Source organism: Nocardia asiatica NBRC 100129, assembly GCF_000308415.1.
GTDB lineage: Bacteria > Actinomycetota > Actinomycetes > Mycobacteriales > Mycobacteriaceae > Nocardia > Nocardia asiatica.
In genome coordinates, this window is sequence record NZ_BAFS01000404.1 from 1 (window position 1) to 10,941 (window position 10,941).

Genomic DNA, 10,941 nt, shown 5'->3' on the forward strand with positions numbered 1-10,941 from the left:
AGATAAGTGTCAATAGCCGGGTATATATTCCCGATGTGACCGAACGTGTGCGGGCGGCCAGGAAGGCACGCCTCGAGACCGCTGCTCAGCTGCGCGCTGTCATCTATGCGCGAGTATCCAAGCCTGGCGAGAAGTCGGTCAAGGACCAGGAGAAGGTCGGCCGCCGCGACCTAGCCAGTATCGGCGTGGTCGTCGTCGCGGTGTTCAGTGACAAGCTCTCCGCCAGCCGATACCGCAGGGTTCAGGAGCGGCCTGGGTTCATCCAGACGAAGGACTTCATCGGCGCCGGCAAGGCCGAGATGTTGTGGACCTTCGCAAGCAACCGTGCCGCAAGGGACCTCGATGACTACGTTCCATTGCGTCGACTGTGCATTGAGACCGGCACGCTGTGGCGGTATGGCAATCGTACTTTCGATCTGTCGAAGGCGGCCGACCGGCGAGCGGCGAACGCCGATGCGCTGCGCGCCGAGGAGCAGTCCGACGACATCAGCGAGAACGTCAACCGGGGCGTTCAAGAAGCGCTGGAGGATGGCAAGCCGCACGGCAAGCTTCCCAAGGGGTATCGGATCATCCGCGACGCCGAGACAGGCAAGTCGATCAACAGGGAGCCGATTCCGGCTCAGGCTGAGATTATTCGGCTCGCCGCTCAGCGTGTGCTCAATCACGAGTCGCTGAAGTCCGTCAGCGCTGATCTCGCGCCGCGGTGGGTAGCGGCCAAGGGGAAGGGAACGTTCGACGCCAGGTCGCTGCGGCGGCTGCTGATCAACCCTACGTACGCCGGGATGCGCACCTACTATGGCAAGGTCTCGGGCCCGGGAACGTGGGAGGCGATCATCTCACCGGAGCAGCACAAGCGGTTGCGTAGTGAGTTGATGCACCCCCAGCGTGTCACATCGCGAAGCACCGCTCCGGCCCATCTGCTGAGTTACATCGCTCGCTGCGGCGTCTGTAAGGCGCACATGGAGGCCAAGTCTCCCTCGCCTGGCGGGCCGAAGACCAAGCCCTACTACGGTTGCCCGAAGTGGCATTTGAGCCGTGCGATCGAGCGCGTCGATCGGCATGTGGAGGAGCTGTTGATGCAGCTGTTCGAGCGGCCGGACACGCTGGCGTTGTTCGCTGCGGCTTCCGCGAAGGATGAAGTCTCCGTCGAGGATGAGCTGGCGACGATCGCGCAATTGCGCGCCGACATCGAGGCGTACGTCAAAGACGCGGCGCGGACGCGGATGTCGGCCCTAGCCGTTTCCACGTATGTCGAGGAGTTGGAGAAGCAGATCCGCGAGGCGCAGAGGCGCATCGATGCGGTGGCCGCGGCATTGGACCCCTTGGTGGCCGAGAGTGTCGGGCCGGACGCCCGACGCATCTGGGCGCGGCGGGATCTTCGCGAGAAGCGTGATGTCATACGGCGGTCGATCGAGGTCAGGATCAACCGTGTCGGTAGTCGCGGACCGTACAGCGAGATCGGCGTGGAGGTGCGCCCGCTGTTCGCTGCTACCTGAGCGGGCGTTACTCACGACACGGTAACGATCCGGATTTTCCGAGATATTTGCTGCGGCATGGCTTCTCGCTCTTGGGACTGTAGCCAATCTGTTGATGTGCTATGGCGCAGTAGTGCCATCGAGCGAGCTATCACCCCAGTCCGGCGAACTGACCAGTCCCCTTACTCCGCGAGTTCCATTCGCTAGCTAGTTATTTGCTCATGATCATTCTTGTTACCGGACGGAATTAGTCGAAGGTTTCCTCTTCAAACCCCTAGGCCTCCCGACCTGTGCTCATTATGATCTGATTCACAGTTGAGAACTGGACGACCGAGGCGGTGCTCGGTAGCTGAGGGGTGACAATGTGAGCACAGATGGGGCGGCCTCGAATGCGGAGATGGTCCGATGACCAGTCAAGAGCCGGAGCTAGGTTCAGCTCCAGACGATCTGGCGAAACTGGTCGGTATCGTCTTCTCCGACCCACGCGGAATGGTTGCCGTAAAAGGGGAACGTCTCCTAATCGGCACAGTGATCTGGCGTCCTGACGCCGCACAAGTGCGGGTCGTCCCTCGAAACGGGATTTTCGAGGGACATCTGATCCGTCTACGCGCGGTCGCACTTCAGGTCTGGCGGGGTGAGCACGCAGCCCTTGGCGAATGGCTGATCCACCCGCAGCTCGGTTGGGTGGGCGAGGTCGACGTGCCTCACCCGTTCGACTGCTGGCTGTCTTCCTCGAGAAGTTCCGCGATGCGATCCGCTCCGGGCGGGTGCACGCCGGCTTCCTCTGGATTCAGGTTCGCGTCCGGCCGATAGAGGCGCGCATTGGCGAGTGCGCTGGCGACGAAGGCATCTAAGGACACTTCGAAGGCGTCGGTGATCGCACCGAGCTGTTCGACGCCTAAGGGGCGCTCCAGCCGTTCGATCTTCTCGTACGTCTTTGCGGGAATCCCGGCCAGTTCGGCGAGTTCCGGCTGCGTCAGGTTTTTTCTCGTCCGGACAGCCTTGATCTCGGCAACTAGTTGCCGGGTCAGCTCTCCGATCGGGCGAGCGCTCGTAGCCATGTAGGTAGGTTAGACGCCCATATGGGGAGGGTGATACCCCGGATGTGGGGAAGTCCGAGGGTGCCCTTACTGCAATCGGACAATCCAACTCTTCCGAACGCAAGATGGCGAATGGCTTGCACCTCCCCATATGGGGGCGTAGGCTACCCATATGGGAGCATCAACGGCGCTACGCCAGGAGATCTCGCGCCGCGTTTGGGCGGCAATCAAGGAGTCTAATCTGTCGCCGACTCGCGTAGCCAGATTGTCCGGAATGGCGCGGGAGACGTTGCGGCGCAGGCTTGAATGCCTGTACCCCTTCACCGTCGATGAGCTGGAAGCCGTTGCGGTAGCCCTCAAACTCCCCCGGGACGCGTTCCTGAACGCCGAGCGGTGGGAAGAGGCGTCATGAGCACGCCGCGGCCCGCTGTCGACCCCGTCATGCAGGCGTGGATCGACGAGCAGATGAAGCACTTCCCCCAGGGTTCCATGGCTCCGGCCGTTCAGATGCTGGTCGCCTTCGAGCGTTCCGACTGCGATCGGGCCGCTGCCGCACAGAAGGGAGCGGCGGCATGAGCGGCCTCGTCCCGGCGAACGCCTCCTCTCCGTTCGACGCGATCCGCCGCACACGCCCGGATGGCTCCGAGTACTGGCTGGCGCGCGACCTGTGCAAGCTCGTGCAGTACGAGACGTGGCGGAACTTCGCCGCCGCGATCGACCGAGCCAAGCTGGCCTGCGAGAACAGCGGAGCCGCAGCTCAGGATCATTTTGTCGGCGTCGGCAATATGATCCAGGTCGGCAAAGGTGGACGTCGCGAGGTCGAGGACTTCGAGCTCTCCCGCTTCGGCGCCTACTTGACCGTGATGAACGGCGACCCGCGTAAGCCGGAGATTGCCGCCGCACAGGCGTATTTCGCCATCCGCACCCGCGAATCGGAAGTCACCGCGCTGGAGCCGCGTCGGCGCGCCGAGCTCGTCACGAAGGCCGACCTCGCTCGCATGGTGCTGGAGATCGAGGAGGAGAAGGCGGTCATGGCCGCCGCTCTCGAATCGGCCGCTCCGGCTGTCGCCTACCACGATCGGTACGTCGCGAACGACGATGCCGCGACGGTGAAGGTGTGGGGCGCGCAGCACGGTCTGACGCAGCCGCAGGCGTTCGCGCTGCTGGTGGAGAAGAAGCTGATCTACCGGGTGCTGATCGGTGAGCGCTGGTCGGAGACGGAGCAGCGGAAGATCGCCGAGCACGAGTACCGGGCGTACGCGCGGTATCTCGACTGGTTCGACCTTCGTCCGCAGCATGAAGCGCCCCGTCATCACAACGGCCAGGTGCGGCAGACGCTGTACGTCCGTCAGCAGTTTGCGTTGCAGGTGGCGGAGAAGTGTGGCCTGTCCGGGCAGCTGGAGCTTCCGGGCGGTGCGTCATGAGCGACTTCACGTTCTGGTCCGAGCCTGAGCAGGTATGGGTGCGCGACGGCGTGCAGCTCATCGTCGGCGGCGGCGAGGAGTTGGGTGTCGAGAAGGCGTTCATCGCGATCGAGACGGAGAACTCCACCTCGTACGTGGCCCTCTCCCCGCGGGCCCTGGATGAGCTGCTGTCGGCTCTGGTCGGGATCAGCAAGGCGATGGGGGAGGCGTCGTGATCCTCCTCCTTACTCCTGTCGCCGTCGGCTTGATCCTCTCCTTTCCTCTGCATCTTCTCGTCGCTCACGCGATCAAGAGGGGGCGGAGATGAGCCACGATCCCGAGGACCGCTGCTTCTACTGCATGAGCGAGGCCGAGTTCCATCGCGCCTCCGTGGGCAAGGAGCGCCGGACCATCTTCATGGATTCGCCGCTGGCGGAGTGCCCCAACGTTGACCCCCAGGACTTCGAGCCTGATGACTCCCTCGGCGCGGTCCCCCCTGCCGCCGAGGGTGGGCGTCCCGGCGGCGCGGACGCGGCTGGCCCCTCGGCCGCGCCCCGCCGGGACGTGCCCGACGAGGGGGTGCAGCGATGAGCGCCCGCGAACAGATCGCCGAGACCCTGGCCTGCGCGGCGTACATAAAGGGCCGCACCATCGGACCCGACTGGGACGAACTGCCCGAGGTCAACGCGTGGCTGCGTGACCACTACCGGCAGATGGGCGAGTACTACGCCGACGCCCTCGCCGAGGCGGGTCACCTGCCGGAGTCTCTCGGGTTCCTGGTGCTCGCGAAGCAGGGCAAGAACGTGCGGATCGTCCGGGAGCTGACTGATGCCGATGGGGCGGAACAGCTCCGGGTGGAGTGCCGGGAGCACGCCGCCGCGAACCCGGAGTGGTACGGGAAGTTCGAGTACCTGATCGGTGAAGTCTCCCTCGGCGCGACGACATGCCGCCTCGCTGCCGAGGGACCGGCACATCCTGAGGGCTCCAGTGGAATGCCCTCTGCTGTCGAGCCCCAGGATGTGCCCCCATCGGATGGGGGTGAGCAGCAGTGAGCGACAACATTCGCCACTTCCCGGGTTCGGATCTGGCTATCCGCACGCTGCACGCGGAGATCGAACGGCTGGCGTCCATGGCGTCGCAGGCGTACGTCTCCCGCACCCCGCTGCGTATCGAGCACACCACCGACAGTCAGCACTCCGAGATGCAGTGGTGGCACGACGACAACGGGCTGAAGATCTTCACTGCGACGGCGGCGTCTACATCTCCACGACGCTGGAGTTCCAGTACTGGCCGGATTGGTACGCGCTGTCCAACCAGCAGGTTCGGACGATCGCGAACGCGCTGTGGTCCGCCGCCGCCTACGTCGAACCGACCCCCTCCCCGCGCGCTGGCTCAGCTCCGCGCGGTGAGGCCGCACGCCCCGAGTCGCCCGGTGTTGGCGATCACGGTGACCCGGGGCGTGCCACCAACTTCCCCTGACAAGGGAAATGACCGCCGGACCACAACTCCGACGGCCACCAGATAACAACACGCGAGAAAGAAGTCTACCCCATGAAGACCGTCCATTCCCCTGCCTGCCGCCAGAAAATCTCCGAATGGTGGAGGCTGCCCTTCGACTCCGTCTACCACCGGTTGGCGAGCTTCGCCTACGACCACACCGACGCCGAGATCAGCGACCTGCTGCTGACCATCTTCGATGAGGACCCGGCGGACTCGGACGCTGTCCAGGCCGCGCGGGAGTTGTGGCCGCTGCTGCTGCTCCGCGAGCCCCTGCACACCCCGGAGGAGTTGAGCGACGAACTCGACTCCCTGGCTCGGGATTACGCGCTGCTGAGGATGCGCACGGAAGCGCTGGCGGCGAAGTACCGCGCGTTGGAGCCGTGGTCGGAGCGCTTCGACCGATACCCGCATGAGGACCCGGAGTTCGGGTCGCTGAACATCGACCGCGCGGTGCGGGGGTTGCAGTCGGCCGCGCGGTCGCTGGGCGGTTACGCGGCGGAGAGTCTGGCGGAGGCGCGCGAGGACGCCGCGAAGGTTCGGGTGTACGAGGGCGGCGACAACACCTCGGCGGTGCAGTCGTGATCCCCGGCCGCGCAACCCTCGCCTGCATCTCCTACGCGATGTGCCTCGTCGGCCAGCCGGGGTTCGACATCGCCCGGGACTTGATGCTCATGCCGCAGCGGGAGTGGACCCGGTTCCTGGCCGACACGGTGGCCGCTCACCCGGAGGGCTCCCCGGAGCGGGTGGTGGCCGAGGAGTTCCAGCGGATCATCCGCACCAAGGGCATCGAGGTGGCCGCGTGAGCCGCCTGCATCTGCCACACCCGCACATCGCCGCCCGTGTGGCCGCCGCGTTCGAGCACGCCGTCCTGGAACGGCTGCCGCACGTCACCTCCGCTGACGACCTCACCACCTCCGCTGCCGTGGCCCGGTGGGCGGAGTGGACACCGACACACGAATGGATGGCCGAGCACGGCCGAGACAAGGGGGAGACCCATGCCTGACAACGACCTCGACGCCGTCCTCGCCGAGGGCCGCGCCCTGCTGGCCGAAGCGACCGAAGGACCGTGGGAAGCGGACGGCTCGGAGATCTACCGCGCCAACGCTTACGAAGACGGCACCGGCCGCCGGGTATGGGTGGGCGAGACATGTGATGTGGACAACGACGCGCTCGGTGACGCGAACGCCGCGCTGATCGTGTGGATGCGCAACAACCTGGCGGACCTGTTCGACCACATCGAGACGTTGCAGCGTGGCGGGGAGTTTCTGGCGCACGCCCTGAAGACCTACAACCGGATCGCCTTGGACGCGACGGGCTTGCACGACGTGATCAACGAGAACGGCGACGGGGATTGGCAGGTCGTGTGGGAGAACGTCGCCGATCTGGGTGAGGACCTGCGGGCGGCGCGGAAGCGGATCGCGGAGGTGGAGGCCGAGCGGGATGCCGCAAGGGATATCGCCCGCAGCAACAGCCACGCCCTCGACGCGGCGCAGGCGGAGATCGCCGAGCTGCAAGCGCAGGTGCAGCGATGACCGCGCTGCCGTGTGGCCTGACTGACTACGGCTTCGTCTGGGGTCCGGCGGAAGTAACTCGGCTGACGGAGATCGACGGCCGCGTGGTCGTCGGAATCCGCACCGCCACCGGTCAGGAGATCACGATCTACGTGTCCGCGACCGGCCGCTCCATTCGGGTGTTCAAGAAGGGTCACGGCGAGTTGAAGGCGGTGCCCAATGTCAGCGCGTGAGCCCTGGTTCCGCTCCTATGAAGCCGCAGCCGAGCGCGCCGAGCGGATCGAGGTCGCCGAACTGCCCGTGCACGAACTCGCCCTGGCCGCCGCCGCGGAGCGCTGGTTCGACGCCATGCCGCCGTTCTCCCTGCTCGACACCGTGGCCGAGGCGATGGGAGACGACGATGCGTAGTCCGTGGTTTAACGCCTACGAGAAGGCCGACATGCGTGGCGCTCGCATGCATGTGTGCATGTACGCGTTCTGCGTCTGCACCGACTGCGGCACCGACCCGGAGCTGCGGCGCCGTACCGCGATCGACCGCAGCCAGCCGCAGACACCGAAGGTCGGGGGTGCCCTGTGATCACTCTGCTGTGCAACGCCCTATGGCTGGCGATCGTCGGCGCCTTCGGGTTCGTGGGACTCAGCGTGCTGTTGCACGAGTTCGCCGGCGTCCACGCCTACCGCATCGTGTGCCCGGACTGCGACGGGTACGGCGGGTTCGACGACGAGGACTGCGACACCTGCGAGGGCGCCGGGGCAGTGGACGACGAGGAGTTCCCCGAAGACCCAGACCGGGCGCGGGACTGGGGCTACGCCGACGAGGTGGGGGCCCTGTGACCGCCATCCGATTCGCCAACAACCAAGTCGCCACCGAGCAGGAACTCGACGCCATCGCCCGCGCCTTCGGGTTCATGTCGTGGGCGGAGATGGATCGCGTCTGCCGGACGCGGGATGAGAAGCGCGCCGAGCGTGAAAGGAGCATCGCGTGACCGACACCAATCAGTTGATCGTCAACTTCCGTGGCGGGGTCGGGGAGCTGAAGCCCGACAACCCCGAGGAGCAGGCGAAAGCACGGCGCACCGCAGCGCACTACGCCGAGAACGCCGACGAGCTGCGGACGTTCCTGGACATGCTCGGCCTGCGCGAATACCCGGTGAAGAAGCAGAAGCGGCCGAAGCACGTGCCCGGCAACCTGACCCGCAACCCCGGCAACTGCCGCAAGTGCGGGGTGCAGATGGTGTCGCGCGAGTCAGCGCAGCCCGGCGACGTCCGCTACGGCGGACTCGGCCTGTGTGTTCGCGACTACGCCCAGCACCGCCGCGCCGCGCTCAAGGAGGCGCGGTGAGCGACAACGAGTGGCGGAAGAAGGCGTCCTGCCGCGCGTACTCCTCCGAGCTGTGGTTCCCGGAGCGCAGCAACCAGTCCAAGACCGCGGTGGACATCTGCCACGCCTGCCCGGTGCGGCGGGACTGCGCGGAGGACGCGGTCAAGCGTGACGAACGCTGGGCCATAGTGGCCGGTTTCCGGTGCAGCGAGAAGACGGAACGCGACGCGATGAAGGCATGGCTGAACGGCGTCGTCGTCCAGGCGCCGAAGCCGCGCCACTATGTGCGGTCGCGCAGTTCGTGCGAGCGCATCCCGGCCGGGCCGGCGAGCGAGCACCTGAAGGCGCTGGCTGAGGTGATGCGCTACGACGAACTGGTCGCCATCACGGGGCTCACGGCTGGGGTTGTGAGCGGGTTGCTGTACGGGCGCCGCGGGAAGCCGCGGCAGACGATCCGCAAGGAGGACGCCGAGAAGGTGTTCTCGGTGCAGATCGGGGTGAGCGCATGAAGCGCTACGGCCCGTACGTCGACTACGACAAGCTCGCCGACGGCGCCATCGCCCTGTGCGAGCAGGTGCGTGACGTCGAGCCCGCTGTGACGTTCGCCGAACTCGTCGACCGGTGTGTGCGGGATCCGCAGCGGATGGCGCAGCTGCTGATGTGCCTGGCGGTGTGGGTGGACATCGACGGGCCCGCGTCCGCGCTGACCGCCCGTGCGGAAGCGGTTGCCCGCGGACAGGTTCGGAGGTCGGCGTGACCTACATCCACGACTTCGCGGAGTGGCGGTACGCGCTGCCGGACAACGGGTTCTCCGAAGCCATCTTCGAACTCGACCCGTCCGGGCGCATCCGGTTGATCGGCAACGAGATCGACCACGCCACCCGGGACCGCTACGGCGTGTTCGGCGCCGACTACTCCGCTGACGACATCGACATCCTGGCCGACCGCCTGAAGGCGATGGTGGCCCATTCCAGAGGAGCGAAGTGACAGAGATCGAGGCGTTCACCAGCGCCGATTTGGCTTACAAGATCGTGATGTTGAAGACCCTCGCCGACCTGGTGATGGAGGAGTTCAAGCAGGCCAAGGCCGTCATGGGCGAGCAGATCGCCCGCGGCGACAGCGTGGCCGCACGCACCACCGACGACCGGAAGCTGGGGCGGGTCACCAAGTCCGACCCGAAGGACGAAGCGGTGATCAGCGACCGCGACGCCCTGGAGGAGTGGATCCGCACCGAGTACCCCGACAAGCTCGAATCCCGCATCGAGCTGGGGCGGGTGGATGAGATCCTCCCGATCCTCATCGACGCCGGGCGACGGGATCTGTTCACCGAAGTCGAGGTCATCCCGGACTACCTGATCGGGCAGGCGAAAGCGGCTGCCCTGCGTGGGCGCCCTGTCCCCGGCATCACTCTCCAGCCGGGGAAGCCGGTGGTGTCGGCCACGAAGGAACTCGCCGCGGAGTACGCGGTGCGGGAGCTGCTGTCCGGGGCGCGTGTGCCGCTGCTGGGAATCGAGGCGTGAGCATGGAATTCGAGGAAGCAACGAAGGAAGCCGCCAAGGCGCGCATCGCGCTCACCGGGCCGGCGGGCAGCGGCAAGACCTACACCGCTCTCATGCTGGCGTTCGGGCTGGGGGAGAACGTCGCGGTGATCGACACCGAGCGTGGGTCGGCATCGAAGTACGTGGGCCGCAACGGCTGGCACTTCAAGACCATGAAGCCCGCGAGCTACGCGCCGCTGTCGCTGGTCGATCACCTCGGCAAGGCGGCTGGCGCCGGGTTCGACGTCGTCATCATCGACTCCCTGTCGCACTACTGGATGGGCACCGACGGGATGCTCGAACAGGTCGACCGCCGCAGCGTCAAAAGCAAGTTCTCCTCGGGCTGGAAGGACGTCGGGCCGGAGGAGAAGCGGATGCTCGACGCGATCCTCGCCTTCCCCGGTCACGTCATCGCCACCCTCAGGGTGAAGACGGAGTACGTGCTCGAGACCGACCATCAGGGCAAGCAGGTGCCGCGGCGGGTTGGGTTGAAGCCGATCCAACGCGACGGCATCGACCATGAATTCGACCTGGTCGGGGATTTGGACCTGAGCCACACGCTCACGGTGTCGAAGTCACGCATCGAGAGCGTCGGCATCGGTGCCGTCTACCCGCTGCCGGGGATCGAGTTGGCGAAGGAGGTCGACGACTTCTTGTCCGAGGGCGAGCCGGTCCCGACGGTAGCCGAGTACCGCGAGCGCGCCTTGGAACTCTCCTCTGTGGAGGAGTTGCGGGCGCTGTTCGAGGAGGTCGCGGCGCATCAGCTGGACGGGGCGCCGATGTTGGATGACGGTGGCCGCCCGACGATCCTCGGCGACTTCCTCCGCAAGCGCGCTACCCAGGTGAAGATGCGCAACCCGGAGGCCGGGTCATGAGCGCCCAGTACGACGAGGTCGACGCCTTCGACGCGCTGCGGATCATCCGCGAACTCGAATCCTTGCGAGTGAATGGCGGATCGCGGGCGAAAGCCATTCGGGACGCCGCCCGCCCGCGCGCAACGGCGGTCAGGAACTACGAGAAGGCTCGCGCGAGGGTTCGTCGCAACACCGAGGGCACCGCGCAGACGAAGGACGATGCGGCCATCTTGGACCCGGTTGTTGACGAGCTGCGGGCGAAGGCGGACGACGCGAAGATCGCCGAGGCGTACGCCAAA

General features: G+C 66.1%; 24 protein-coding genes. 23 read left to right on the forward strand and 1 reads right to left on the reverse strand.

What is annotated here, in order from left to right; all coding sequences use genetic code 11:
- The first annotated feature begins 35 nt into the window (after positions 1-35).
- Positions 36-1,496, forward strand: coding sequence for a recombinase family protein (locus tag ON27_RS30420; RefSeq protein ID WP_043735451.1), 1,461 nt, complete (start codon positions 36-38; stop codon positions 1,494-1,496).
- A gap of 683 nt (positions 1,497-2,179) precedes the next feature.
- On the opposite strand, the gene ON27_RS30425 is transcribed toward ON27_RS30420, so the two are convergent.
- Complete coding sequence (locus ON27_RS30425; RefSeq protein WP_043735454.1) at positions 2,180-2,536, reverse strand: helix-turn-helix domain-containing protein; 357 nt, start codon at positions 2,534-2,536, stop codon at positions 2,180-2,182.
- Positions 2,537-2,923: 387 nt separating this feature from the next.
- Here ON27_RS30425 and ON27_RS43305 point away from each other — a divergent pair, with 387 nt between their 5' ends.
- The 22 genes from ON27_RS43305 to ON27_RS30520 all read left to right on the forward strand — a co-directional run.
- Positions 2,924-3,091: a hypothetical protein gene (locus tag ON27_RS43305; RefSeq protein ID WP_157227426.1), complete on the forward strand. Its 168-nt coding sequence runs from the start codon at positions 2,924-2,926 to the stop codon at positions 3,089-3,091.
- Positions 3,088-3,939, forward strand: a complete 852-nt coding sequence (locus ON27_RS30430) for a phage antirepressor KilAC domain-containing protein (RefSeq protein WP_043735456.1) — start codon at positions 3,088-3,090, stop codon at positions 3,937-3,939. Before ON27_RS43305 ends, ON27_RS30430 begins: the two co-directional genes overlap by 4 nt.
- Complete coding sequence (locus ON27_RS30435; RefSeq protein ID WP_043735459.1) at positions 3,936-4,154, forward strand: hypothetical protein; 219 nt, start codon at positions 3,936-3,938, stop codon at positions 4,152-4,154. The genes ON27_RS30430 and ON27_RS30435 overlap by 4 nt, the downstream gene beginning before the upstream one ends.
- An 88-nt stretch (positions 4,155-4,242) precedes the next feature.
- On the forward strand, positions 4,243-4,509 hold the full coding sequence (locus ON27_RS30440; protein ID WP_043735462.1) for a hypothetical protein: 267 nt from the start codon (positions 4,243-4,245) through the stop codon (positions 4,507-4,509).
- A complete protein-coding gene (locus ON27_RS30445) occupies positions 4,506-4,970 on the forward strand; it encodes a hypothetical protein (protein WP_043735464.1) in 465 nt (154 codons plus the stop codon). The genes ON27_RS30440 and ON27_RS30445 overlap by 4 nt, the downstream gene beginning before the upstream one ends.
- Positions 4,971-5,127: 157 nt before the next feature.
- A complete protein-coding gene (locus ON27_RS30450; RefSeq protein ID WP_157227427.1) occupies positions 5,128-5,397 on the forward strand; it encodes a hypothetical protein in 270 nt (89 codons plus the stop codon).
- A gap of 72 nt (positions 5,398-5,469) precedes the next feature.
- Positions 5,470-6,000, forward strand: a complete 531-nt coding sequence (locus ON27_RS30455; RefSeq protein WP_157227429.1) for a hypothetical protein — start codon at positions 5,470-5,472, stop codon at positions 5,998-6,000.
- Positions 5,997-6,221, forward strand: coding sequence for a hypothetical protein (locus tag ON27_RS30460; protein WP_043735470.1), 225 nt, complete (start codon positions 5,997-5,999; stop codon positions 6,219-6,221). Before ON27_RS30455 ends, ON27_RS30460 begins: the two co-directional genes overlap by 4 nt.
- Positions 6,218-6,421, forward strand: a complete 204-nt coding sequence (locus ON27_RS30465) for a hypothetical protein (RefSeq protein ID WP_043735472.1) — start codon at positions 6,218-6,220, stop codon at positions 6,419-6,421. The genes ON27_RS30460 and ON27_RS30465 overlap by 4 nt, the downstream gene beginning before the upstream one ends.
- Positions 6,414-6,950: a hypothetical protein gene (locus ON27_RS30470; RefSeq protein WP_043735473.1), complete on the forward strand. Its 537-nt coding sequence runs from the start codon at positions 6,414-6,416 to the stop codon at positions 6,948-6,950. Before ON27_RS30465 ends, ON27_RS30470 begins: the two co-directional genes overlap by 8 nt.
- Complete coding sequence (locus tag ON27_RS30475; RefSeq protein ID WP_043735476.1) at positions 6,947-7,162, forward strand: hypothetical protein; 216 nt, start codon at positions 6,947-6,949, stop codon at positions 7,160-7,162. The genes ON27_RS30470 and ON27_RS30475 overlap by 4 nt, the downstream gene beginning before the upstream one ends.
- Positions 7,149-7,337 (forward strand): hypothetical protein, encoded by a 189-nt coding sequence (locus ON27_RS30480; protein ID WP_043735478.1) that lies wholly within the window; start codon positions 7,149-7,151, stop codon positions 7,335-7,337. The genes ON27_RS30475 and ON27_RS30480 overlap by 14 nt, the downstream gene beginning before the upstream one ends.
- Positions 7,330-7,506, forward strand: a complete 177-nt coding sequence (locus ON27_RS43310; protein ID WP_157227431.1) for a hypothetical protein — start codon at positions 7,330-7,332, stop codon at positions 7,504-7,506. The genes ON27_RS30480 and ON27_RS43310 overlap by 8 nt, the downstream gene beginning before the upstream one ends.
- Complete coding sequence (locus ON27_RS30485; protein ID WP_043735480.1) at positions 7,503-7,763, forward strand: hypothetical protein; 261 nt, start codon at positions 7,503-7,505, stop codon at positions 7,761-7,763. The genes ON27_RS43310 and ON27_RS30485 overlap by 4 nt, the downstream gene beginning before the upstream one ends.
- Positions 7,760-7,915, forward strand: a complete 156-nt coding sequence (locus tag ON27_RS43315) for a hypothetical protein (protein WP_157227433.1) — start codon at positions 7,760-7,762, stop codon at positions 7,913-7,915. Before ON27_RS30485 ends, ON27_RS43315 begins: the two co-directional genes overlap by 4 nt.
- Positions 7,912-8,271 carry a hypothetical protein gene (locus tag ON27_RS43320; RefSeq protein ID WP_043735484.1) on the forward strand — a complete coding sequence of 120 codons (360 nt, stop codon included), beginning with the start codon at positions 7,912-7,914 and terminating at the stop codon, positions 8,269-8,271. The genes ON27_RS43315 and ON27_RS43320 overlap by 4 nt, the downstream gene beginning before the upstream one ends.
- Positions 8,268-8,759 carry a WhiB family transcriptional regulator gene (locus tag ON27_RS43325; protein ID WP_043735486.1) on the forward strand — a complete coding sequence of 164 codons (492 nt, stop codon included), beginning with the start codon at positions 8,268-8,270 and terminating at the stop codon, positions 8,757-8,759. Before ON27_RS43320 ends, ON27_RS43325 begins: the two co-directional genes overlap by 4 nt.
- Entirely contained in the window at positions 8,756-9,007 is a 252-nt protein-coding gene (locus tag ON27_RS30500; RefSeq protein ID WP_043735488.1) for a hypothetical protein, read from the forward strand. The genes ON27_RS43325 and ON27_RS30500 overlap by 4 nt, the downstream gene beginning before the upstream one ends.
- Complete coding sequence (locus ON27_RS30505; RefSeq protein ID WP_043735491.1) at positions 9,004-9,237, forward strand: hypothetical protein; 234 nt, start codon at positions 9,004-9,006, stop codon at positions 9,235-9,237. The genes ON27_RS30500 and ON27_RS30505 overlap by 4 nt, the downstream gene beginning before the upstream one ends.
- A complete protein-coding gene (locus ON27_RS30510) occupies positions 9,234-9,770 on the forward strand; it encodes a hypothetical protein (RefSeq protein WP_043735493.1) in 537 nt (178 codons plus the stop codon). The genes ON27_RS30505 and ON27_RS30510 overlap by 4 nt, the downstream gene beginning before the upstream one ends.
- A gap of 2 nt (positions 9,771-9,772) precedes the next feature.
- Positions 9,773-10,663, forward strand: coding sequence for an ATP-binding protein (locus ON27_RS30515; RefSeq protein WP_043735495.1), 891 nt, complete (start codon positions 9,773-9,775; stop codon positions 10,661-10,663).
- A partial coding sequence (locus ON27_RS30520; RefSeq protein ID WP_043735497.1) for a hypothetical protein occupies positions 10,660-10,941 on the forward strand: 282 nt, incomplete at its 3' end. The genes ON27_RS30515 and ON27_RS30520, both read left to right, overlap by 4 nt.

Bases quoted from the DNA above. Each gene is read 5' to 3' on its own strand.
- ON27_RS30425 (WP_043735454.1), bottom strand. From the start codon at position 2,536: ATGGCTACGAGCGCTCGCCCGATCGGAGAGCTGACCCGGCAACTAGTT.
- ON27_RS43305 (WP_157227426.1), top strand. From the start codon at position 2,924: ATGAGCACGCCGCGGCCCGCTGTCGACCCCGTCATGCAGGCGTGGATC.
- ON27_RS30430 (WP_043735456.1), top strand. From the start codon at position 3,088: ATGAGCGGCCTCGTCCCGGCGAACGCCTCCTCTCCGTTCGACGCGATC.
- ON27_RS30435 (WP_043735459.1), top strand. From the start codon at position 3,936: ATGAGCGACTTCACGTTCTGGTCCGAGCCTGAGCAGGTATGGGTGCGC.
- ON27_RS30440 (WP_043735462.1), top strand. From the start codon at position 4,243: ATGAGCCACGATCCCGAGGACCGCTGCTTCTACTGCATGAGCGAGGCC.
- ON27_RS30445 (WP_043735464.1), top strand. From the start codon at position 4,506: ATGAGCGCCCGCGAACAGATCGCCGAGACCCTGGCCTGCGCGGCGTAC.
- ON27_RS30455 (WP_157227429.1), top strand. From the start codon at position 5,470: ATGAAGACCGTCCATTCCCCTGCCTGCCGCCAGAAAATCTCCGAATGG.
- ON27_RS30470 (WP_043735473.1), top strand. From the start codon at position 6,414: ATGCCTGACAACGACCTCGACGCCGTCCTCGCCGAGGGCCGCGCCCTG.
- ON27_RS30475 (WP_043735476.1), top strand. From the start codon at position 6,947: ATGACCGCGCTGCCGTGTGGCCTGACTGACTACGGCTTCGTCTGGGGT.
- ON27_RS30480 (WP_043735478.1), top strand. From the start codon at position 7,149: ATGTCAGCGCGTGAGCCCTGGTTCCGCTCCTATGAAGCCGCAGCCGAG.
- ON27_RS43310 (WP_157227431.1), top strand. From the start codon at position 7,330: ATGCGTAGTCCGTGGTTTAACGCCTACGAGAAGGCCGACATGCGTGGC.
- ON27_RS30500 (WP_043735488.1), top strand. From the start codon at position 8,756: ATGAAGCGCTACGGCCCGTACGTCGACTACGACAAGCTCGCCGACGGC.
- ON27_RS30515 (WP_043735495.1), top strand. From the start codon at position 9,773: ATGGAATTCGAGGAAGCAACGAAGGAAGCCGCCAAGGCGCGCATCGCG.